23 protein-coding genes are annotated in these 23,617 nt (G+C 36.4%); 6 read left to right on the forward strand and 17 right to left on the reverse strand.

The genetic code is table 11. The features are described from left to right. The 3 genes from QRN68_RS02410 to QRN68_RS02420 all read left to right on the forward strand — a co-directional run. Nucleotides 1-339, forward strand: a 339-nt coding sequence (locus QRN68_RS02410) for a transposase (protein WP_285395070.1), incomplete at its 5' end; no start/stop codon positions are given. Between the two features lie 363 nt (nucleotides 340-702). After that, complete coding sequence (locus QRN68_RS02415; protein WP_285395071.1) at nucleotides 703-1,653, forward strand: protein kinase family protein; 951 nt, start codon at nucleotides 703-705, stop codon at nucleotides 1,651-1,653. 430 nt (nucleotides 1,654-2,083) lie between these two features. Continuing rightward, nucleotides 2,084-2,248: a hypothetical protein gene (locus QRN68_RS02420; protein ID WP_285395072.1), complete on the forward strand. Its 165-nt coding sequence runs from the start codon at nucleotides 2,084-2,086 to the stop codon at nucleotides 2,246-2,248. A 93-nt stretch (nucleotides 2,249-2,341) separates the two neighbouring features. Here the strand turns inward: QRN68_RS02420 and QRN68_RS02425 are convergent, their stop codons facing one another. The 4 genes from QRN68_RS02425 to QRN68_RS02440 form a co-directional block, all read right to left on the reverse strand. Then, nucleotides 2,342-2,653, reverse strand: a complete 312-nt coding sequence (locus QRN68_RS02425) for a hypothetical protein (protein ID WP_285395073.1) — start codon at nucleotides 2,651-2,653, stop codon at nucleotides 2,342-2,344. A 428-nt stretch (nucleotides 2,654-3,081) separates the two neighbouring features. Continuing rightward, on the reverse strand, nucleotides 3,082-4,461 hold the full coding sequence (locus tag QRN68_RS02430; protein ID WP_285395074.1) for an aminotransferase family protein: 1,380 nt from the start codon (nucleotides 4,459-4,461) through the stop codon (nucleotides 3,082-3,084). A 56-nt stretch (nucleotides 4,462-4,517) separates the two neighbouring features. Further along, nucleotides 4,518-5,909, reverse strand: coding sequence for an APC family permease (locus QRN68_RS02435; protein ID WP_285395075.1), 1,392 nt, complete (start codon nucleotides 5,907-5,909; stop codon nucleotides 4,518-4,520). Nucleotides 5,910-6,322: 413 nt separating this feature from the next. Continuing rightward, nucleotides 6,323-6,997, reverse strand: a complete 675-nt coding sequence (locus tag QRN68_RS02440; protein ID WP_350224333.1) for a helix-turn-helix domain-containing protein — start codon at nucleotides 6,995-6,997, stop codon at nucleotides 6,323-6,325. 664 nt (nucleotides 6,998-7,661) lie between these two features. Between QRN68_RS02440 and QRN68_RS26900 the strand changes: the two genes are divergently transcribed. Further along, nucleotides 7,662-7,775: an AMP-binding enzyme gene (locus QRN68_RS26900; RefSeq protein WP_350224334.1), complete on the forward strand. Its 114-nt coding sequence runs from the start codon at nucleotides 7,662-7,664 to the stop codon at nucleotides 7,773-7,775. Between the two features lie 203 nt (nucleotides 7,776-7,978). Here the strand turns inward: QRN68_RS26900 and QRN68_RS02445 are convergent, their stop codons facing one another. The 13 genes from QRN68_RS02445 to hpaI all read right to left on the reverse strand — a co-directional run bounded on the left by QRN68_RS02445 (nucleotide 7,979) and on the right by hpaI (nucleotide 21,644). Continuing rightward, nucleotides 7,979-9,472 (reverse strand): aldehyde dehydrogenase family protein, encoded by a 1,494-nt coding sequence (locus QRN68_RS02445; protein WP_285395079.1) that lies wholly within the window; start codon nucleotides 9,470-9,472, stop codon nucleotides 7,979-7,981. Nucleotides 9,473-9,685: 213 nt separating this feature from the next. Continuing rightward, entirely contained in the window at nucleotides 9,686-10,072 is a 387-nt protein-coding gene (locus QRN68_RS02450; RefSeq protein WP_285395080.1) for a 5-carboxymethyl-2-hydroxymuconate Delta-isomerase, read from the reverse strand. Nucleotides 10,073-10,088: 16 nt separating this feature from the next. Then, a complete protein-coding gene (locus QRN68_RS02455) occupies nucleotides 10,089-10,874 on the reverse strand; it encodes a fumarylacetoacetate hydrolase family protein (RefSeq protein WP_285395081.1) in 786 nt (261 codons plus the stop codon). Between the two features lie 34 nt (nucleotides 10,875-10,908). Next, entirely contained in the window at nucleotides 10,909-11,667 is a 759-nt protein-coding gene (locus QRN68_RS02460; RefSeq protein WP_285395082.1) for a fumarylacetoacetate hydrolase family protein, read from the reverse strand. A 77-nt stretch (nucleotides 11,668-11,744) separates the two neighbouring features. Beyond that, nucleotides 11,745-13,301 carry a solute symporter family protein gene (locus QRN68_RS02465; protein WP_285395083.1) on the reverse strand — a complete coding sequence of 519 codons (1,557 nt, stop codon included), beginning with the start codon at nucleotides 13,299-13,301 and terminating at the stop codon, nucleotides 11,745-11,747. A gap of 4 nt (nucleotides 13,302-13,305) precedes the next feature. After that, nucleotides 13,306-13,659: a DUF485 domain-containing protein gene (locus tag QRN68_RS02470; RefSeq protein ID WP_285395084.1), complete on the reverse strand. Its 354-nt coding sequence runs from the start codon at nucleotides 13,657-13,659 to the stop codon at nucleotides 13,306-13,308. 63 nt (nucleotides 13,660-13,722) lie between these two features. Further along, the gene (locus QRN68_RS02475; RefSeq protein ID WP_285395085.1) at nucleotides 13,723-15,165 is read right to left on the reverse strand and encodes an aldehyde dehydrogenase family protein; all 1,443 of its coding nucleotides are present in this window, start codon (nucleotides 15,163-15,165) and stop codon (nucleotides 13,723-13,725) included. 33 nt (nucleotides 15,166-15,198) lie between these two features. After that, nucleotides 15,199-16,101, reverse strand: a complete 903-nt coding sequence (locus tag QRN68_RS02480) for an FAD synthetase family protein (protein ID WP_285395086.1) — start codon at nucleotides 16,099-16,101, stop codon at nucleotides 15,199-15,201. Between the two features lie 21 nt (nucleotides 16,102-16,122). Then, complete coding sequence (locus QRN68_RS02485; protein WP_285395087.1) at nucleotides 16,123-16,596, reverse strand: flavin reductase family protein; 474 nt, start codon at nucleotides 16,594-16,596, stop codon at nucleotides 16,123-16,125. Between the two features lie 23 nt (nucleotides 16,597-16,619). Next, nucleotides 16,620-17,603 carry a 3,4-dihydroxyphenylacetate 2,3-dioxygenase gene (gene hpaD / locus QRN68_RS02490; protein WP_285395089.1) on the reverse strand — a complete coding sequence of 328 codons (984 nt, stop codon included), beginning with the start codon at nucleotides 17,601-17,603 and terminating at the stop codon, nucleotides 16,620-16,622. Between the two features lie 26 nt (nucleotides 17,604-17,629). Then, the gene (gene hpaB, locus QRN68_RS02495; RefSeq protein WP_285395090.1) at nucleotides 17,630-19,102 is read right to left on the reverse strand and encodes a 4-hydroxyphenylacetate 3-monooxygenase, oxygenase component; all 1,473 of its coding nucleotides are present in this window, start codon (nucleotides 19,100-19,102) and stop codon (nucleotides 17,630-17,632) included. Between the two features lie 27 nt (nucleotides 19,103-19,129). Next, the gene (gene hpaE, locus QRN68_RS02500) at nucleotides 19,130-20,647 is read right to left on the reverse strand and encodes a 5-carboxymethyl-2-hydroxymuconate semialdehyde dehydrogenase (protein ID WP_285395092.1); all 1,518 of its coding nucleotides are present in this window, start codon (nucleotides 20,645-20,647) and stop codon (nucleotides 19,130-19,132) included. Nucleotides 20,648-20,717: 70 nt separating this feature from the next. Next, complete coding sequence (hpaI, locus tag QRN68_RS02505) at nucleotides 20,718-21,644, reverse strand: 2,4-dihydroxyhept-2-ene-1,7-dioic acid aldolase (RefSeq protein ID WP_285395093.1); 927 nt, start codon at nucleotides 21,642-21,644, stop codon at nucleotides 20,718-20,720. A gap of 132 nt (nucleotides 21,645-21,776) precedes the next feature. Between hpaI and QRN68_RS02510 the strand changes: the two genes are divergently transcribed. Both QRN68_RS02510 and QRN68_RS02515 read left to right on the forward strand, forming a co-directional pair. Next, complete coding sequence (locus QRN68_RS02510; protein ID WP_285395094.1) at nucleotides 21,777-22,682, forward strand: LysR family transcriptional regulator; 906 nt, start codon at nucleotides 21,777-21,779, stop codon at nucleotides 22,680-22,682. 586 nt (nucleotides 22,683-23,268) lie between these two features. Next, nucleotides 23,269-23,583, forward strand: a complete 315-nt coding sequence (locus QRN68_RS02515; protein ID WP_350224335.1) for an Ltp family lipoprotein — start codon at nucleotides 23,269-23,271, stop codon at nucleotides 23,581-23,583. Nucleotides 23,584-23,617 lie beyond the last annotated feature (34 nt).

Below are 23,617 nucleotides of genomic sequence, written 5' to 3' on the forward strand. Positions count from 1 at the left end.
GATATCACCGCTGAAGAAATTGCCAACATGTATAAGTCACGTTGGGCGATTGAAAGTTTTTTCCGTTGGATTAAACAAAACTTGAACGTACCTGTTCTATTCGGGACAACAAAAAATGCTGTATTCAATCAGCTATTCGCAGCCCTTATTGCCTATGTTTGTTTGAAATTTCTTCATACTCAAGGGATTAAGAAAAATAATATCAAACCCTTATCATTCGTAGGTTTTACACGGATGTTTCTTTGTGCTGCCCTGCCAATAGAATGGCGAATCAGGGTGAAAGAAATCCTGGTGTTTCATTGGAACATAAATCATTCAATACTGTATAATTTTGGTTAATCAACACGCGTGATCTAGTTTTTTAGAATATTATCAACTAAAGTTTACAATAGGTCCTTTTCTCTTGTAGCTCTATACAACAATGTTCCACTACCATGCCATTACTTACTTGTGATCTATCTGCTTTCATATGACGAATGTAAATTTTTCCTATAAAATGAAATTGTATGGCTTTTCACTATAACGTGTGGTTGATTTCCGTTCCGGCTAAGCGCTTTTCCTGGGAGCATCCAGCCGGAACGAAAATCAACCTATATGGTATACGTTATAACAAATGTCATCCACAACTTTTGGTGATGAGCCAATTATATAAATCTTTCATAGAGATTTAAGAAAATTGTATATAGCTATATGGAGGCAGAGATGGATAATCAAAAAATCAAAGATATTTGTAGTCACTACAACGTTATCCCCAAAGATATAGAGATTTTAAGAATGGGTGAAAGGGTTTTAGCAAAAATTGAAGCGGAGTATACATATTTCTTAAAAGGAGAGCAAGCTAATAAAACCTATTGGGAACAATGTTGTCATTTTGCTAATACTCTGTCGCGAAAAGGGATGAATGTATCTCAATATGTAAAATCTAAAAGTGGTTATTATGTTGTAGAAATTGAGGATAAAGTATATTCATTAGAAAGAGAAGTAAAGGGCGAAATTATTGAGACTATAACAGATACAGAACTTGTTGAAATTGGCAGTTTGCTAGGTGTTCAGCATTATATCTCTCAACAACTATCAACTCCATTCAACACAGCTACATCGTGGAGTTTATTTGGTGGAAATCAAACTGATAACCTTGGGGATTACGATGAAAATGAGTTAAGCTTTTTAGACTTTAAAACTCATTTTAAAGCCTACTCTATCTTTTCTAAAATTGAATTTTTATATAATGAATATCGTCAAAGTTTAAAACAAGTCTGGAGTAGTTTACCTCAAGGGGCTGTTCAAGGCGATTTTTGTTATTACAACATGCTAAAACAACCCAATGGAAAATTAGCGATTTATGATTTTAATTTAGCTGGTAATGAAGTCTATTTAAATGAATGTATTGCAGTTGGTGTGTATCATGCATGGCATGTACCATACAAAGGAAACTTAAATGCGATAGAACGGTTTAAATTATTTTTTGAATCATATATTACCGAACGCCCATTAAACTCATTAGAACAAACTTATGCTGCTAAAACAAAAAGCATTATTCGAGCATTTCGTTTTGACCGTGTAGAAGACGGTATTTTATTAGAAAATAAAGAAGAACTAGATTTATTTTTACAAGAAACCCTTCATATACTTGAGGAAAAGGAACTTTACTAATATCAAATGTAAAATACTAAATCTTAATGCAGATCTGCAATTACTGAAGACCGCTATGTCCATTTAACTCAGAAGATGATAAGACATGCTTCTGATATTTTTGATAGCATTGCTGAGTATTTTTAAATTGGAGAGGAATATCTGATTTCCATGACGTTGTATTCCCTCTTTATTCCCTTAAATTGCTGAATTAATTCGTATCGTTCATCTTGACGAATTGCAATATTCAGGTGTATCTATTCGTATTTTAATATAGCCGATAAACCTTTGATATATTAAGGGTTTGTCGGTTATTTTCTTTAGTTTTATTCAGAGATTATTTGATTTTATCGAGCTATATTTTCTGGCTCATCACCAAAAGTTGTGGATGACATTTTTATAAATATATGCGCTGTATATTAGTTGATTGGAGTGAAGGCTGGGCGACTCCTTGGGGATCAGCGTCACAGATGAGACCCTGGAGCGAGCAACGCGAGTGAAGCGGCTCATCGGACGCCCCCAGGAAGCTCTGCTCTGCGCGAAAGCGAAGCGTCAGCGGCAAAGCGCCCAGTCGGAACGGAAATCAACCACACGTTTTGGTGAAGAGCCTATTTAAATGGTGGGATATGATGTGAAATTTAAAACAGGCAGACCCCCATAACTGGTCTTCTAAGAGCAACTCTACATTGTACAACTACTATATTAAAAATCACTCAACTAATTCTACAGAAAGTGTAGTAACCGTAAGTGGTGCTGTACCTTGAACTGTACCATCATATCCAACTTTCACCTTATCACCAACCTGAAATGTTTCGTCTAGATTCTTTGCAAGGTTTACATAAATTATTCCATAAACTGGACTGTCTTCTGTTTTATTTACATAAACAAAAGCTTCCCGATCATTTATCATCTCTTCAATCACCCCTATAAAAGTTGCTTTAACTTTACTATTTGAGTTACATGTAATTAATAAACCGCAGCATAGTAAAAATGTAATTATCAAACTATATTTCTTTTTCAAAATAGTCCCCCCTTGTAAATCTACTTCACAGACTACAACCTTCTTCTTTAGATTAACATTATCTCAAATTAACATTTATTGATATATTTATTTCATTTACCATTCCAGCCAATTCTCAAATTACAAGGTCTATTACTTATTCAAAAAAACCCAGGCTCAAAATTAATTGAGTACCTGGGTTTTACTATTATTATTTAGTTGTACCTGTTACCGTTGCACAAGAAATAACTGAAGTGGAAGCATCAGGGATATTACTTGCATCTTCTGAATCTCCTTTGATACCTGGGTCTTCTTTATCACCTTTAGGACCTTTTGATTGCTACTTTTTCTTATTATAGCGTTTGTTCTTATACTCCCAAATGTTTAAAACAAATCTTCGTTATGCATATATTAATTGTTATTAATTCTATCTAGTAATGCTGCGTGAATTAAATTTGTTTTTCGAACCTTTTAAGTGCCTCAGACATTCTGTTAATAATCTCTTCAACCTGTTGGCTTGTAATAATAAGCGGTGGAGCAAGAGCAACCGTATTTGTTCCCTTCCAATCGAAGTAACGCAATTGCAGCCCTAAGTCCATGCATATATCTGTATACAAAGCCGCGGCGTGTACCGACGGATCAAATGAGATGCCGTTTTCAGGATCTTTAACTAGCTCAATACCGGCAAGTAGACCAAGACCTCTTACATTCGTTATATATTTATGATTGCTTTCGAGATACTTAAGTCCTGTTAATAATTCTTCACCGCGAAGTCTACTATTCTCAACAATTTGATCTCTCTCTAATATCTCAAGTGTCTTCAAGCCAACTGCGCAAGCCATTGGATGTCCACTATATGTGAATCCATGGAACATCATTTCATCTGATTGAATAAATGCTTCTCTTACATGTTCTCTCATAATTACGGCACCCAGGTGAGCGTAGCCACTTGAGATTCCTTTTGCAACACATAGAAGATCCGGAACAATGTTCCAATTATCAACACCAAATGTCTTTCCGGTTCTCCCAAACCCACAAATCACCTCATCTGCAATAAGCAAAATGTTGTGTTCATCGCAAAGTTCGCGAACAGCTTGAAGATATCCGTCAGGTGGGAACCTTACCCCGCCTGCACCTTGGATTGGCTCCAGAATGACAGCGGCTATGGTGTCGGAGCCTTCTGATTCAATTATCCCACGAATAGAACGTGAGTAATTTGGATCAGTTTTGTCACCAAGTTCTGCATTCAAATCATGCGCTGCAGCTGTAAGGAAGTTAGGAGCATTGGAAGTCGTAAATTTGTTGAATCCCTCGATTCCGGTAGCACTTGTGGCTCCTACTGTAACCCCATGGAAAGATTGTTCAAGAGAAATAATTTTAGTTTTCTCTGGCTGACCTTTTACTTTCCAATAAAAACGGGCTAATTTAAAGGCTGTATCATTAGATTCCGAACCTCCCGATGTGAAGAAGCAAACATTCAAATCACCAGGTGCTAATGAGGCCACTTTCTGTGCTAAAAGGATAGCGGGTTCATTGGATTGTCCGCTGAATGAAGAGCTGTAAGAAAGTTTTAACATCTGCTGTTTTGCTACCTCAGCAAGCTCTTCATTCCCATAGCCAAGGTTAACATTCCAAAGCATCGAAACCCCATCAATACGCTCTTTCCCCTCTATGTCTTTCAGATAAATTCCTTTGCCTTCTGTAAAGATTGTTGATGGCCCTGATAAATAATGAGCTCTTGGTGGTGTAGTTGGATGCAAATAATGTTTTTTATCAAGTTCTGATAATTCCAATTTACTTAGGTTCTTCCGCTTTGTAACGTATTGCATATTTATTCCTCCTTTAATATTTAATAGACAAATATAATTAAGCATTGTTATTTTATTTAACTAATATTCCGCCCTTCTATATCTGTTAAGAGTTTCTTGGATTCTTTTGAATACAGGGATTGAATTGCGAAATAACAAACACCAACTCCCATCCAGGTAAATCCAACTATTTTTCCGGCTGTTGAAAGCCCCCACAAGATATAAAGACAAATTAACATTCCGATTAATGGAATAATCAAATATTTAACGATATTTTTTTGCTTATTTTTCAAATAGTAATGATTAATTACACAAATATTCACGAAGGCAAATCCTAATAATCCACCAAATGCAACTAAGTCGGATACAATTTGCAGATTCAAAGATACCGCACCGTTAATTCCAATTATTGACATTAGTAAAATATTATTAATCGGTGTTTTATACTTTGGATGGATATAGCTAAAAAATTTTTGAGGAACGACATTGTCACGTCCCATCCCCAAGAGCAGACGACTTGAAGCTGATTGGCTAGCTAAGGCGCTTGCAATTCCAGATGCGATAATCGTAAGTGTAATATAAGTCTGAAGAAACCCGCCCCCTATAGTCTCTAACACGTTGAAGAAGGCTGTGTCGGGATTATCAATAGCTAAATAATTTCCTACAAGAATCACTGCTAAATAAGTGACGGAAACATAAAATACCGTTTGAATGACACATGTAAACAAAATGGCCAAACCAATTTTATTCCCCCCTACGTTCGTCTCTTCAGCCAAGGTTGTAATAGCATCAAAACCTAGGTAAGCGACAATAACAATAGCTGCCCCGCCAATAACAGCTCCTATTGAAAATGAATCACCATCATAAATTGCCTTATAGTTTAGTAAATTTAAATCGCCCGTTATAATATAGTGACTTGCGCTGGAAACGAAGGCAATCACCGCGATAATCATGAGGAGCACTAAAACTGAATTCAACTTAGCTGCTATATCAATTCCAATTATATTTACAATCGTGATTGGGATAGCGAAAATGAGAACCCACCCCCAAACTGGAATGCTTGGTACAAGGGCGTTTGCAAAATTTGCACTGATCAAAAAAGTTAACATGGGTATCAACAGATAATCAAGGAGCATTCCCCATCCAGCTATAAATCCTATTTTAGGGTGTAACGCTTTATGGGCGTAGGTATAGGTTGAGCCTGCAACTGGGTAAGCTTCAACCATTTTACCGAAACTGTACGCCGTAAATAACATTGCAACAAAACCAAGAACATATGAGAGGACAGAATGGCCCTGCGATACCAATGTGATAATTCCAAACATTGACATCGCTGCAACTGGTGCCATAAAGCCAAGACCAAAAATAACTAAATCTCGCATCTTTAAACTTCTCTTTAGACTTTGCCCATCTGATAAAGTTTGAATGTTCTCTATTGATTTTTGTGTTTCTATATTCCCTACCCCCATTGGTGTTATTATCATTTTGTTATTTATAAAAAGCGTTACCCTTCTAAAGTTCTCCCCCTGAAAAGGTCCACATCTTCCGGTCCGGCCTCGGATAATATGGCGTTCACTTTCCAGTTCTAGAATTAACAGACTCAAATGTTCTGCCTGACACAGCCTCAACCCAATTACCATTAAACAGTTGGTATTTCGTCATTCATCTGACTCCCCCTCTTTTGTTTTGTTGATGTCAACTTTTTCTTTAAACTGTAGTAGGAAAAAGAAGCATTCTTTTATATTAATTACAGATTATCAAATTATGATAATTTGATATTGTAAAAATCGGAACATTCTAAATTTTCATTCATAAACTCTTCTAATATACGCATGCCAGGCGCACTTAAAAAAGCAATTACTCAAATAAGTAATTGCTTTAGCTATACAAACATTATTTTGCAGGTTTTTAGGCTACTCTTTTGCCCTGTTAATTGATAAGGTGTCATGCATCCAAAATTCCGAAACTCATGAATCAAATGGGCTTGGTCATAATAACCATTCTCATAAATAACATCATTTAACGTAAAGTGAGTTGCCCTCAGAAGCATATTTAGTGATGATTGAAATCTTACTATTTGGCTAAAAAATTTTGGGGAAATTCCAATATGGTCTTCAAATTGTTTTCTTAAATATCTAGTTGAATATCCTACTTCTTCTGCAAGTTGAGTTATGGTAATATTACCTCTTGTCGCGTATATATTATATAATGCTTGTTTTATTAGTTTTGTTGATTTATCAATCTCAAAAATTTGACTTTCCAATATTTCGTTGAATATATTGACTTTCTCCATAAAACTTTCTTCGGTTACTACCCTTTCTAAGATATTCGTATTTACAGGAAACATTTCATTTAAGGAAACTTCTTTATCTGTAAGGTCTTTTATATCGAATTTTATTTTCTTAATATCTAGGCATGGTAGAAAACGAATACCAAAGTATCTACTGTTTGGGAGAAGGTTAATCACTCTACTTTTAGTAACGCTTCCACAAATATTACCGTAATGCTGATCACAATTAATGAGAATATCGATACACCCATCCGGGATAACAGAAATTTAACTACTTCCCCCTCCCATTTTAAATTGGTAAAACAGAATAGGTGGTTGATTTGGTTTAATTCTAACTTTTTGTTCAGTATAGTACTCTGTCTGAAATTCAAAGGCAGGCTGAGACGGCAAGTAACTAATTATTTTCGAATTTAAAGGACTAATCAACTTTATACCCCCTGTAATACAAATTAGTAAACGCTTACAAATTAATACTTAATATGTGATTATTTCCTAGGTTAATTTAATAACAGCTAAATCAACGGTTTACTATTTTTCTTTACAGATTTTCCGAATGAGAAAGCCCATGCAGTGTGTAGCCCTTATTTAGACATGAGATGATGAAAGTAAGGTCAGACAAGAGATAGCTTTTGCTACCTTAATTGTCTGAAAGGGTGTTGTACTTCATGCATAGACAGTAAAAGTCTTAATGAAACTTTTAGAAAATTCTAATAATCAACCTTCTTCCCTCTGTGCTACTAATTTTTTATTTGATAAAGATGGTTATTTCTTTATTTTAGATCGAAAAAAGATGTAGGTAGACTCACTATTTATCCAAGGGAAATTAAAGAAGTTCTATATTCATATCCCAAGTTATTTGAAGCAAGTGTCATTGTAGTTCCTGATCCAATCATGGGCAAAGAATTAATGGCCTTAAAATCCAATAGATCCTATTGGTGAAGAAGAATTAAGAAACTATTGTAAATTACATTTGACTCCATATAAAATTCCTAAATTCTTTGAAAAAGTAGACGAGTTACTAAAAACGAAAAGTGGGAAAATTTGAAAACAGCAATTAAGAGCTCTTTCACATTCATAAACATTATCGGTAGCTATGTTTAAAGCCTGTATCCCTTGCCAACTCAAGGTTACAGGCTTTTCTAACAACAGGTTTATTAACGGTTCAATGTTTTATTGAGAAATATCTTCAAATCTATTAATATCCTCTTAATCGTATCAAGCTATAGTTACTTGAATTTCGCTGTAATCCTAAAACGGATAATCTAATTTACTCGTCTGTACAGATACCCATTTCGTAACAGTAAACTCATCTACAATCCATTCATATCCAAAACGCCCAATTCCACTTTGTTTCACTCCACCAAATGGAACATTTCCTTCTAGCACTGCAGGCATATCATTTATATGTGTTGTACCAGATTCAATCTCAAGAGCTAATTTTTCCCCTCTTTCTACGTCACTAGTTATAATAGCAGAGGATAATCCATATTCCGTATCATTGGCAAAACGAATGGCCTCTTCATCACTTTCAGCCTGAATAATTTGTGCAACAGGACCGAAGATTTCAAAAGATGCAAGACTTGAATCATTAGGTACATCAACAAATACAAATGGAGAAATAACATTCCCTGTACGTTCACCTTCTACAGCAACTGTTAATCCACTTTCCTTTGCTTTATTAACTAAATCCATGATTTTATCAGCTTGTTTTTCATTTATAACAGGTCCAATAATTGTGTTAGGATCCTTTGGGTCTCCTACTGTTAATCCCTTTACTTTTTCTACGTATCTAGCAATAAATTCATCATAAATATCTCTATTAACAATAATTCGGTTTGTAATCGCACAGATTTGGCCACTATGCAAAAATTTCCCGAAGATGGCGACTTTCACTGCTTGTTCAACGTCGGCATCTCTTAAAACTAATAAAGGATTATTGCCTCCAAGTTCTAATGCCATTTGTTTTAATGTTCCGCCTGTTACCTTATTAATATGTTTTCCTACTGCAGTTGATCCTGTAAAACTGATAAACGAAGAATTCGTATTTAACAGGAATTCATCTCCTGATTCTTGAAGATCGGTTAAAATGGAATTAAACACTCCAGCAGGAAGTCCAGCTTCTTCGAAAGCCTTTGCAAAAATTTGTCCACCAACTATTCCAACTTGGAGATCTGGTTTATGAACAACACTGTTCCCGAGAGCAATGGCAGGGAAAATTGTTCTTGTTGCCATGTTAAATGGAAAGTTAAAAGGTGTGATGGACGTAATAACACCTAAAGGTAATCGATATACACGGCTAACCTTTCCAGGTGTAGTAGATGCATAATTTTTGGGTGTGTATATTTCATCAACCATTTTAATCGAATCTTTTATGTCACTAACCCCAAAGCCAAACTCAATATGAGCTTTAAGTAGTGTTCCACCTGTTTCTCGTGTAATTAATTCCAAAATATGATCTTTATTTTCCTCTAAATAGTCTAATGCTCTCGTTAAAACTTCTCTTCTTTGTTCTGGCGTAGATTTAGCCCATTCCTTTTGTGCTGCTTTTGCTTTGTGATAAGCGTCTTTTATTTGCTCTACATTCGCTAATTCTACAGATGTAATAGTTGATTGATCATATGGATCCTTTATTGAATAAGTTCTTTTACTGCCACCATCTACCCATTGACCTCCAATATAACTTTTGTTTATTTTACTTGCCCATTCAATGCAGTTCACATCTACAGCCAGATTCTTTGTCATTTAAAGTCCCCTTCCTGAAATGAAAATCTATCTTTAACACGATGTAACCTAAATTGTAAGCGGAATTAATTATTTTTTATTGTAAAAAGCGGAACTATGCAAAAGTTCTAATCAATAACATAAATAGTGTTTATATAACTTCTGTTTTTGCTTTTGTTTCTGTTTCATTACAATCAATCTATTACCTTGAACGCAGATTGACTTTCAGCCCTCTTACTTTTTAAAACGCTTATGAATATTGTTATACTTGTAAGTACCTTCCTCACTGAATTCAATCAATTCCATAGATAATGCCAGATATCGCCTAGTAAATAGATCAGCAAAATGATCCTTGATTACTTCGAATAGTTCGTCACAAGTTTCTTTCTTATTTTCAGCCGATCTCCCCGCCCCTATTTTTAATATAGCATGAACAAATGCATCATCTTCCGCTCCATCTGCTACTCGGTAATCTTGAAGTTCAACTGCTCTTGATCGAATTCCTCCAGTCGGAAAAAGATTACTACGGCTAATCAAAACATCATTCACTTTTTTAAGCAAATTCGGAATGTCTGCTTCTTTCTTTATGTTTTCGGTATACTCAACAATAAAATGCGGCATGTTTTCATCCCTTTCACTAACTAAAAATGGCGTTATCACTTTCCGTTCTTAAGAAATATTTTTCACTAATAACGGTATTTACTAGTCGTCCCACTCCTTCAATTTCAGTAATGACTTCATCTCCTTCCTTTGTATCAACTAAGCCCTCAGGCGTACCAGTAAGGATAATATCGTTTTTATTTAATGTCATAAAACTACTTAAATACTCAATTAATTGCGGAATACTAAAAATCATATCTTTCGTTGTGCCTTCCTGCGTAATTTTTCCATTTACATAAGTACGCAATGTAAGATTCATAGGATCTTCAATATCTTTTGCATCGACTAGCCATGGACCGATCGGTGTGCAAGTATCTCTATTCTTTACTTTTAAGTTCGGACGATAATAGTTTTCTAAATAATCACGGATGGCATAGTCATTTGCAACGGTATATCCTGCTACATAATCATAAGCATCTTCTCGTTTAATGTTAGTCCCTGAACGCCCAATGACAACTGCAAGTTCACATTCATAATGCATATTGGTAGCCTCAGCCGGTCGGTAAGTCTGACCTCGATGACCAATAAAAGTATTAGGACCTTTTAGAAATACTAAAGGTTCTGTTGGTGCTTCAAAAGCAAGTTCCTTTGCATGATCTGCATAATTTAGTCCTAAAGCAAAAACGGTTCTAGGTTGGACAGGCGGTAGCCAGACCACTTCCTCCTCAGAAACAATTTGTCCATTATCTAGTTTCAGGTGACCATCAGTTGTTTCAATTGCGTGATGAATGACATCCTGAAATACTACACGTGCATGTTTCATAATAATCGCTCTCCTTTACAAAACAATGAGATTCTCATTTAACTGTATTTTCTAAATAACCGATTCCATCGATTTCAATTCGTACTCGATCTCCCTCTTTCACAAGGGGAGGATTTTCAGGTACCCCAACCAGTAAAACATCTCCCTCATACAACGTCATAAATTCAGAAATTTCAGAAATCAGTCGTGATACAGGACGAATTAAATTAGCCGTTGTATTCTTTTGTTTTAATTCATCGTTAACGAATACAGTAATCGTCAACTTATTAGGGTCAGAGATTGCATCGCGTTCAATAATCCATGGACCTACAGGGCAAAAGTTATCTCTTGCTTTTTGTTTAATAGCTGGTCGATAAAAATTTTCATGTGGAATACTCACATCATTTACAATGGTGTATCCTAATACATAATCTAAAGCTTTTTCTTCTGTTACACGAGTAGCATTTTTCCCAATGACGATGCCTAATGAGGCACCTACTTGCAGATGAGATGTATCCTCAGGTAATGGAATTGAAGATTTAAATCCAGTAATGGTGTTCACCGGTTTTATATATAAGACAGGCGCTTTCGGGGGCTGTTTATAAGGTTCATTAGTTAACGATGAACCTAATGCTTTAAGCTCGCCACTATAATTTAATAAAGCCCCATATACTGTACCCCAAATTGGCGCCTCCAAAGAGGACTGCTCTACTGTTAAATTTCTATCACCGAGAATAATTGTATTGCTTTTAAGATCTACTTCCACTTCTTTTGTATGAAGGGTTTCACTAAATTTAATAATTGCCTTACTCATAACTATTCACTCCTCTCATAAACTCTCGTAAATTCTTCTGATGATTACTTAATCATATTGAGTTAGCAAAACTATTACTAATGATTAACTACACCTTTAACATCATTACCTATATTTGACTTAACGATAATTTCTGAAAAATTATCCTCTACATTTTTTGACTTACGGGCCCCTATAAATGTGCCAATATAGCAACCTAAGAAACCTAATGGTATAGAAACAATTCCTGGTGATGCAAGAGGGAAAATAGGATTCCCAGTAAATAAGGCTACACCTGGTTCTGGATTCCAAACGTTTGGACTTAACATAACCAGACCAATCGTGCTAATCAATCCTATAAGCATCCCAAAGATTGCTCCAGCTTTATTGAATTTTCTCCAAAAAATAGTTAATAAAATAACTGGTAAATTCGAACTCGCTGCTAATGTTAGAGCGATTGAAGATAAAAAGGCCACATTAAAATTTTGAAGAAATAGTGATAAGGCTATGGCTATTGCAGTGATGAGAATCGATGCAAGACGTACCATAAACATTTGCTGTTTTTCGGTTGCTTTCCCGTCTTTTAAAATTTCGTTATAAAAGTCATGGGAAAATGCTGTTGCTCCCGTAACCACAATACCAGCAACAACTGCGAGAATAGTAGCAAAAGAAACCGCAGAAATGAAAGCAAACATAAGGTCTCCGCCAATATACTTTGCTAATAATGGCGCTGCCATATTTCCTGCTGGATTTGCCTCTATAATATTCGAAGTTCCAACTAGTTTTGCTGCTCCAAACCCGAGGAAGATGACCACAATGTGGAAGAGTCCCATGATCCACATAAGCCAAACAACTGACTTTCTGGCAACCCGAGCATTAGGTACAGTTAAAAAGCGAACTAATACATGGGGTAGACCCGCTGTCCCAAGAATGAGCCCAAGTGTTAAAGAAGCTGCATCCCAACCGTTTTTATATTTTAAACCAGGATTTAAGTAATCAATTCCAAAAGGAGTGGCTGTTTTCATATCAGTAAAAATGCCAATAAAATTAAAATTAAATTTCCACATAACCATTACAAACATAATAAAGGTTCCACCTACTAAAAGAACGGCTTTAATAATTTGAACCCAGCTTGTTGCGGTCATTCCTCCAAACAAAACAAAAGCTAACATAGCAACACCAACAATAAGGACTGAAGTATTATACGGAATACCTAATAATAATTTGAATAAAGCTCCTGCAGCAACAAGCTGTCCAAGCATATAAAAAACTGAGATGATTATTGTATTGAAGGCAGTTACACCTCGTACTTGTTTAAACTTAAATCGAGCAGTAATCATATCACCTAACGTATATTTCCCAAGATTCCTTAATGGTTCTGCAACTAAAAATAAAATGACAAGAAAAGAAACAAGGGCACCGTACATGAGGAAAAATCCGTCATATCCCGTTAAAGAAAAGGCCCCAATTAACCCTAAAAAGGTAGATGCAGACATAAAGTCTCCAGCTAAAGCAAGACCATTTTGCCTAGCAGTCAGACCACCTCCAGCTGTATAAAAAGAACCTGCCGTTTTTGTTTTTTTGGAAGCATAGTACGTAATGAAAAGTACCCCTATTGACATGAGTACAAAAAGAAGAATAATATCCCATCCCATATGTCTACAGCCCCTCTTTTACTAAGATTTTCTTTACCTTTTCGTCAAATTCAGCAGACTTCTTTACATAAACACTGCACACCCCAAATGACATAAAGATAATTGAAATACCATAAATCCACGCCAACGTAATGTCTCCTATTACTTGGACATTTAATATATTTGTAAACAAGGCTAGGAATGGTAAAGCTAGTGAATAAGCCAAATAAAAAATTGTATATGGAATAATAAACTTTTTCTTATATAAAAGTAGTTGTTTAAAATCCTCCGAAGTGGCAATTTTGTCATAATCTATTTGTTTGTTGTCTTGTTGTTCGATGCATTTTTTTACACTACTCTGTTCTTTTACTAGTTCCAAATTGATAGCACCTCTTTCCTAATAATTTAATAGGGTTCTTAAATGCTTCTAATTCTTCGATTTTTAATTTCTATTAAAAACCACTAGCTTTAGCTCTGTCATTTCCTCTACAGCATATTTTATTCCTTCTCTTCCAACTCCACTTTCCTTCACACCTCCATAAGGCATGTTATCTACACGAAACGTTGGAATGTCATTAATCATTACGCCACCAACATGAAGGTTCTCAGCTGCAGTTAACGCTGTATGAACATTATCCGTGTAGATTCCCGCTTGGAGACCATATCGCGAATCATTTACTTGCTCAATTGCTTCCTCTACTGCTTGAACTTTATTGATGATAACAATTGGAGCAAACACTTCTTGACACGAAACTTTTAAAGAAGACTCTGCATTTAATAATACCGTTGGCAATAGAATATTCCCTTTTGCAATTCCCCCAGTTGCTACTTCTGCTCCATGTTGTTTCGCATCATGAATCCAATCTAAAGTACGTTCCACATCTCCTTTTGAAATAAGCGCTGAAACATCCGTACTTGGATCTAAAGGGTCACCAATTTTGAGTTGTTGAGTTGCTTCAACGAATTTTTGCACAAAAGTTTCGTACAAACTTTCATGAATATAAATTCGTTGTAATGATATACATACTTGTCCTTGGAATGAAAAGGCTCCCTTTACACAACGATTAATAATTGAATCAATATCGATCCCTTTATCAATAATAACGGCTGCATTTGAACCCAGTTCTAATGTCACGCGCTTCAGTCCTGCTTTGTTTCGAATACCAATCCCAACAGCTGGGCTTCCCGTAAATGTAATAGCTGCAATTCTATCATCGGTCACGATTTTATCCCCCACGACTCTTCCGCTTCCAGTAATAATATTAAGAGCTCCATTAGGTAAACCAGCCTCCTGTAACAACTCTGCTAAAAAGAAAGAAGATAGTGGAGTTTGAGATGCTGGTTTTAATACAATTGTATTTCCTGCTGCAATGGCAGGACCTACTTTATGGGCAACTAAATTCATCGGGAAATTAAATGGAGTAATCGCTCCAATAACCCCAATAGGTTCACGCACCGTATATGCTACTCGTTTTTCTCCACCTGGTGCAGCATCCAATGGAAGTGTTTCCCCATGAATTCGCTTTGCTTCTTCAGCTGCAAACTTATACGTTTGTATTGTACGTTTCACTTCATCGATTGCAGTAGCAATTGGTTTAGCTGCCTCTAACGCGATAATTTCTGCAGCTTCATCTAAACGCTGCTCAAACAAAGCTACCAAACGTTCCAAAATTGCAGCACGTTCGTGAGCTGGCATTTTCGCCATTACTGTTTTTGCACGACATGCAGCTTCAATTGCCTCATTCACTTCTTTTTCATTAGCCTTAGGAATATACGCAATAACATCTCCAGAGTATGGAGATGTTAGAGATGCATGTTCAGTGACTTCTTTCCATTGACCATCAATGTATAAGTTTTTCTTTCTTGCCTGCACTTTTAAATTCATAGTCTACTCCTTTCTGTTATAGCTTACTATTCATTAGATCACTAGCTCATCTTTTTTCATGTATTCATTCATTCCGTATGACTCATTCTGCTTGCCATATTTATAATTTAGCCACTTTATCTTAATCCGCTTCTTGTATGGGTATACAGAACAATCTTTTAATTGTATTAATAATGAAGGGTGTTGCTCATTTATAGATATTTGGTGGCAGGTTCCATCATAATTATTACCATCTATTTCAACTTGAATATGGTAAATACCAGGTTTAGGCATTCGGTATTTCTTTTCTACTATTAATTTAAGAAACTGATGTTTTTTGTAAAAAAGGGAACTTTGATTTACTTCTCCATTAATTTCATAAAAATCGCCCAAATACATAGGAATCTTTTGCACATGACCTTCATCGAGCAATTTTCGGATTGCTGTTGAACTAATTTTTTCATCTTCATGTTGGATCTTTGGAACAGTCGTTACTTCCAAACTTCCGGGATTATACTCTGATAACGTTTTCATACTACCGAGTCCTTTATAGCCATAATGATAATCAAAGCCTGCTACAACATGTATACATCCAAGTCCTATAATGTATTGTGCAACAAAATCGTTAGGAGAAAGACGGGCAAACTCAGGGCTAAACTCAACAACAAATAATTTCTCAACACCCAGCTTTTCAAATCGATCTTCTTTCAAAGGAAGCGGAGTTAAATAAGTCATTGGCTCCATATGAGGAAAGAGTATATCTTTTGGGTGCGGATAAAACGTCATAACACCAAAAGCGCATTGTTTTTGCACAGCAATTCGTTTTGCTGTTTCAAGAATTCTTTGATGACCGATGTGAACGCCATCAAAAAAACCAAGGGCCAAAACACAAGTTTCCTTTTCAGTGAACTTTGATTTATCAATTGAACTTTTGCTTTTGATATAAATTGTCTCCATCGTTTGCCCTCTCCTTTTATGTTAAGTTAACTGCGGTGCAGCGATCTGGCCATATTTCCCTGTAAAGAATGTCAGAGGATTTCCTTCACGAAGGACAATCTCTTCTACTTCTCCAATGAACAGCGTATGGTCACCAGCTACTTGCTTTCCATATACATTGCATACAATATTTGCTAGCGCATCCTTTACTACCGAGATTTCGTTTAGGCGGTCAAATTCCGGTTCACGCTTTTCTTTGATCTGGCCGGCAAATAACATAGAAACTTCTTGCTGGTCTTCCGATAAAATATTTACCGCAAATTTACCGGAGCGGTTGATTTTATCCAGCATTTTTGCATTTTCTTTAATCGATATTAGTACGAGTTTCGGGTTTAGCGACACTGACATGAAGGCATTTGCCGTCATGCCATGAGGCTCTCCATCAATGTCCGTTGTAATAACTGTTACACCGGTTGCAAATTTACCCATCGCATCTCGAAATGTACGATCATCCATTGAAATTCCTCCATTCTTTTTATTTAAATAACAAGTTCTGGTTTGCGCTGTGCAAGGGTTGGTGCCGTCGATTGAATTTGTTCGTTGGTTTCAATATCTAAAAACGGAGATGTTTCATTAAACCAACTGTCCGGTGCTTTTGCACCCCATAATGTTTGACGCCGTGGGTCATTTAAATCCCATCGAATTGGCTCGAAATCATTGTCACTTGTTAAGTAATCTCCGTTATACAGCTCTATGCGATATCCATCTGGATCTCTTAAATACAAGAAGAACGCATTGGATAAGCCGTGGCGTGCTGGACCTCTTTCAATGTTCTCTGAATAGCCAAGAGAAGCTAAAACATCGCAGCAGTGAATTAGAGCAAGTGGATCCGGTAGCCAGTAAGCAAAGTGATGAAGACGCGGACCATCACCGTTCATAAAGGCTTGATCATGCACGGTCTGTTTGCGGTGAAGCCACGCAGCCCAGATATTCCCATCTTCTATAGTTGTATATTCAGAACATGCAAAGCCTAGCTCGTTGATAAAGAAGTTGTAAGCTTTTTCTACATCCGGTACAGCACAGTTTACGTGATCAATCCGCTGAATTCGGGCACCGCTGTATAAGTCGTAGCGCTGAAGTAAGCGCTCTGCTTTTTCAATCTTGCAGAAAAATTCAAGGGGCATCCCTGAAATATCATGTACATGCAGTGCACGCCCAAGAGCATGCTGAGTACCTTCCTTAAGCCACTTTGTTTTTAAGCCTTTTGATTGAAACAATTCAGCCAGACGGTCAAGATCTTCTTCTTTTTCTACTTTGTAACCGAGTGCGTGTACCCCTAACGTCTCGGACTTTTTAAGAACCAAGCTGTGGTGTGTGTGTTCTTCAAGCCCTCTCAAATAAACACAGTCGTCCTTTGTTTCCGTTTCAATCATGCCGAGCGCTTTTACATAAAAATCTTTTGAACGCTCTAAATCCTTCACATTTATAACAGTTCTGGCAATGCGAATGATATTGAAATCCATACTCCTCATCTCCCTTAGTCGATTAATTAGTTATTTTTAACTAACGCTTCTGATCGATTCAAAAATTCTTTTACACGATCAACATATTCCTGTTTGTCATACCCGTTATAAAGCGTACTTGCCATTCTAATTGGATCGCCGAAGAAGAAGCGCTCATAAAGTGTTTGTCGAGAACCGAATGAACTTACACATACATCCCATGCCAAACGATAAAGTTTCACACGATCATAGGCATCTCCAGTGGCTGATTGTAAATACTTATCAAGATCCGGACGAATCGCAGAATTGAAGTCTGATTCTGATGGAATCGCCATTAGGCCACTTGCACCCATTAATTGCATAATTTCTGTAAAGCGAGGGTAAATTTTCGGGAAGTAATGACGTGCTGCATTTAACGGTGAAAATTCTGGTGTCATAGTTCCCCATCTATCCACTTTTGCATTTGCTTCGGAAGCAACGACATATGCTTTCATCGTTTCAAGTGCAATAATTACCTCAGAGATTTTCTCCTGTATATGTTGGTATTGGCCAATATTAATTGTCTCTGCCATTAATTGAAGGATACCAAGTACAAACTCTGTTTTTGCGATATTTTTTGATACAACTTGATGTGTCATATGAACAACTGCATTACTTTCATTGTAGGCCTGGTTGCACACATTAACATCACCAAGGGCAAAGACCCGATTCCACGGAACGACAACATCATCAAACACAACAATAGTATCCATTTCTTCAAAGCGAGATCCTAGCGGATGGTCGAAATGAGACTTACCATAATCAAAAGATTCTCGACAAATAAATTTTAAGCCCGGTGTGTTATTAGGAATAGAAAATGCAAATGCATATGGATTTTCTTCAGCAGATTGTTTCAACAAAGTAGATGGGAATACCATGATTTCATCGGTAATACCACCTTGAGTAGCAAGCAATCTTGCCCCTTTAATAACGACCCCTTCAGATGTTTTCTCTTTAATCCGTGCAGCAATATACGGATCTGGAAGCTGTGCTGAATTTACTCCCCTATTGACTTGAGGCTGAATCAACGTATGTGTTAAAGATAAATCATTTTCACGGCAATACTCGTAGTAGTTGGCCATATTTTCGGCATAGATGGAGTCCTGTTTTCCAAACATTTCTGCAGCTGAACCATACGCCATCATCCCGACATTAATGTAATCAGGGGAACGTCCCATCATGCCACCGTTATATTTCGCCCATTCTTGCATCATTTTGCGACGTGTCACCAATTCTTCTTTTGTTTTTGGCTGTATAAAAGATGTACCTACCCGTTCACCAGTTGTTGGAGACTCATATGTCATGTAATCCTTTTTGTCTGGATCATGTTGCAAATCGTAAAGTTCTGCCTGAGTTTTCATAACTCCTTTAAAAGCTGGATGTTCAGAAATCTTCCCTTCTACTTGTTTTCCATCAATCCATATATTTGCCTGTGCATTATCAACTCTTTCAATATATTGCTTTCCTGTTTTTGCTGGCATTATTGTTTCCCCCTTAAAAAGTAGTTTTTACTTCCCAAATTGCGGAATATGATGATCACCTATAGCTACATGGATGACTTTTGGTTCTGTATAGAATTCAAACATTGCGTAATGACCGCCCTCTCTTCCAATTCCACTATCCTTCATACCACCAAATGGAATTCGAAGATCTCGTACGTTTTGAGCGTTAATCCAAAGCATACCTGCTTCAATAGCATCCGCCATACGATGTGCTCGTTTTAAATCTTTTGTCCATACAAAACCAGCTAGTCCATAAGATACGTCATTTGCCATATGAAGTACTTCTTCATCTGTTTCAAATTCGATTACGGCCATAACGGGACCAAAGATTTCTTCCTGACATACTCTCATGTCATTTTTTGCATTTAATAAAAGTGTCGGTGGTACAAAATTACCTGCCTTTACCTTCTCCGGAACCACTCCCTGAACTACTTCACAACCTTCTTGTTTAGCGATTTCTATATATTTTTTTACTTTGTTGTAGTGACCTTTTTCAATTAGCGGTCCAAGCTCAGTTGATGAATCCATTGGGTCCCCGATTTTAATGTTTGCGACACGTGCTTTTAATTTTTCAACAAATTGATCTTTAATATTTTTATGCAAGAATACTCGAGAATTGGATGTGCAACGTTCCCCATTAAAAGAGAAAATCCCCCATATTGCTGCATCTAGAGCTCGTTCAAGATCTGCATCATCAAATATAATTAAAGGTGACTTCCCACCTAGTTCCATCGATGTTTTCTTTAACGTATCTGCAGAGTTTTTAATAATAGTGGAACCTGTAGTCGTTTCACCTGTAAATGAAATCGCTTTCACATTTGGGTGAGCAACAAGAGCAGCCCCTGCTGTTTCTCCAAAACCATGAACGACATTAAAGACGCCATCCGGAACTTCAGCTTTATGAATAATTTCAGCTAATTTATTTGCAGTCAATGGTGAAAGTTCAGCTGGTTTTAAAACAACAGTATTTCCAGTTGCTAATGCAGGCGCTACTTTCCAAGTCTCTAACATGAATGGGGCATTCCATGGCGTAATTAACCCTATAACTCCTAAAGGTTTATAAACTGTATAATTAATGAATTCATCATCCATTGGGTAAGATTCGCCATGCAATTTCGTCTCAACCATTCGTGCGTAGAAACGGAAATTTTCTGCAGCACGTGCGGTTTGGTTTCTTGTTTGGCTAATTGGCAGACCTGTATCTAATGATTCTAAGAAAGCAATTTCTTCAATCTCCTCATCGATAAGATCTGCAATTCTATTAATATATTCCATTCTTTCTTTCAATTTCATCTTGCTCCACGGGCCATTCTCAAACGCTTCTTTTGCTGAAAGAACAGCTTGATTTATATCCGCTTCACGGCCCTCAGCGATATAGTTATTTATTTCATTGGTAAATGGATTTTTATTTTCAAAAGTAGCACCTGATTTACTGTCGACAAACTGTCCATTAATATAGAGTTTTATATTTTCTACTTGCGTGTGTTCGTGATTTTTTTTAGTCTCAGTTACTTGAACTTGCATGTGATTACACTCCTCATTCTTCTCTTACTCCTATAATAAGGAGTAAGAGAATTTTTTAGATTTTGAATGATCATTTAGTTACAATTTCATTTGATAAAATGCCATATTGATGTAAAACTTCACGAATTTCGTTTTGCAGTGCCTCAGATGGTAAATCCATTGGCTTACGTAAAACTGGCGTAATTTTACCCATCATACCCAGCGCTGCTTTTACTGGTCCAGGATTAGTCTCTTTGAATAACACATCATTTAATGTCATTAATTCAAAATGAAGATCTAACGCTTTTTCAGTGTCGCCTTCCTCCCAAGCATTGTGCATTTCTGCTACTTTCGCTGGTGCAACGTTTGCTGTAGCGCTAATAGAACCTTTTCCACCGATTGTTAACATTGGGTAGCAAAGAAGTTCAATCCCCGAGAATAGACTAAAATCTCTCCCACAATTTAATAACACTCGATTGACATGTTCAAAATCTTTATTTGACTCCTTGGCACCAATAATATTCGGGCAATCTTCAACAAGTCGAGCCATTGTTGTTACTTCCATATTCACCCCTGTTCTTCCAGGAATGTTATATATAATAATTGGAATATCTACGGCATCTGCAATAGTTTTATAGTGTTTATATAATGCTTGCTGGGAAGGCTTGTTATAATATGGAACTATGACCATCGCAGCATCTGCTTCCATTTCTTGAGCAGCCTTTGTTAGCCGAAGCGCTTCATTATGATTTACTGATCCCGTTGCTGGTATAAATGGAACTCGTCCGTTAATCGTTTTACTTGCTGTTTCCATCACAAGCTCTCTCTCTTCGATCGTTAGAGAACTAGGTTCCCCAGAAGTCCCGGTTACCGAAATACCATGGCTCCCACTTTCTATTTGCCAGTTAATTAAACTTTTAAATGTCTGTAAATCTAAACTTTCATCTTCCTTGAATGGTGTAATAACTGGTGCAATCGAACCTTTTAAACTTTCTTTAGCTTTTCGAATTCTAGACATTTTATCTTCTCCTTTTCTACCTTTTCATGGAATCGTTTTCAAGATTAATGTATCATTAAGTTTGAAATATTTAAAATATTTAAAATGTTCGCAATGCATATAAAATAAATATGCTTTCTAAGGAGGAATTTCGTGGATATAAGACAATTGCGATACTTTGCCACTATTGTTGAAGAAGGCCAAATCACTAGAGCAGCAAAAAAATTACATATGGCCCAGCCCCCTCTTAGTCAACAGCTAAAAGCGCTGGAAGAAGAACTTAGTACTCTTTTGATAGTACGAAATGGAAAGAATATAGAATTAACAGCAGCAGGAAAAGTTTTGTATAAGAGAGCTACCCATCTTTTAAGTCAGATTGAAGAAACAATTATGGAAGTGAAAGAAGTAGGGGAAGGTCTTAAGGGTACCTTATCAATCGGATCTGTAAAAACATGCTTTTCTTACCTACCTGAACGCATTCGTTTTTTCAGAGAAAAGTATTCAAACGTTACATTTCGTTTATACGAAGGGGATACCTATCGATTATTGCAAGATTTAAGAAATAGACATATTGAGGTTGCTATCGTCCGGTTACCTTTAGAATCAGAATCAGATGACTTATCCTCACTGCCATTACCTCCGGACCATTTTGTAGCCGTTATCCCTGAGACGTGGAATTATGAAAATACAATAAGACTAGATGAACTTTCAAGTATGCCACTAATGTTGCTACAACGAATTAAGGGTGTTGGCCAATACGAGCTGGTAATAGAAGCTTGTAGAAAATATCACTATGAACCAAATATTGTCTGTCAATGTTCAGACGCTGCTATGATTATGTCCCTAGTTAGAGAAGGTGTCGGTGCTTCCTTACTTCCAAAGTCTGTCTTACGTTCATTTTCTATGAATGGCCTGAAAATATTGGAGCTTGAAGAACTTAGTATTCAATCAGATTCCGCCGTTATCTGGTTGAAGGACCGTTACCTTTCAAAAAGTGCTGTTAAATTTATTGAAACTTTTAAAAGCGAATACAATTTAAATATTTCACAAGTAGAATGACTCAAATAATTTCATGATTCTATAAATCATAGGTGTTGTCGATTAATATTGGGTACATTTCTACCAAAGTAAAAAATACCCGCCTAAGATTCCTCTTAGACGGGTACTATTTAAAATTTTGCTTGTATATTTTCATTTATAAATTGCTGGCACAATTTTAAAGCGGTGGCAATCCCCACCCTACTGATATAAAAACACACAATTCAAATCCTTATAAACGGTATATCAATGTTACTTCGAATCATCCATCTTCAGAACAGCCATGAATGCTTCTTATAGAAATGTTATATTCAGGCGTATCTATTCGTATTTATGTTTAGCCGTCAAACCTTTTATATATAAGGGTTTGACAGCTGTTTTTTTATTTAATTTTATTCATGGATAATTTGATTTATCGAGCTTTATTTTCTGCAAATGGTGGGGATATGATGGGGAATTTAAATAGACCACTCAGCAATATGGTTTAATAATAAAAAAAGAAACAGAGGAAGAGAAAGCTGCACGTGAAGCAAAAGAAAAAGCATTAGCTGAACAAAAAGCTAAAGAGGAAGCTGAAGCTAAGGCTAAAGCAGAGGCTAAGGCTAAAATAGAAAATGCACCACGTGAACATAAATTAGCATTACAAAAAGCTGAACAGTATGCTTCAACTATGAAAATGTCAAAAGCAGGTATTTATGACCAATTGGTTTCTGAACATGGAGAAAAGTTCCCTGCGGATGCTGCACAATTCGCAATAGATAACATTGTATTTGATTGGAAAGCAAATGCATTAGCAAAAGCTGAACAGTATGCTGAAATAATGAGTATGTCAAACCAAGCTATTTATGAACAACTGATATCGCAACATGGAGAAAAATTCACAGCAGAAGAAGCACAATATGCTATTGATAATTTAAAGTAAATATAATGCCTTCCACAGTTTTTTTATATATAAA

Source organism: Lysinibacillus sp. fls2-241-R2A-57 (assembly GCF_030209535.1).
Taxonomy (GTDB): domain Bacteria; phylum Bacillota; class Bacilli; order Bacillales_A; family Planococcaceae; genus Lysinibacillus.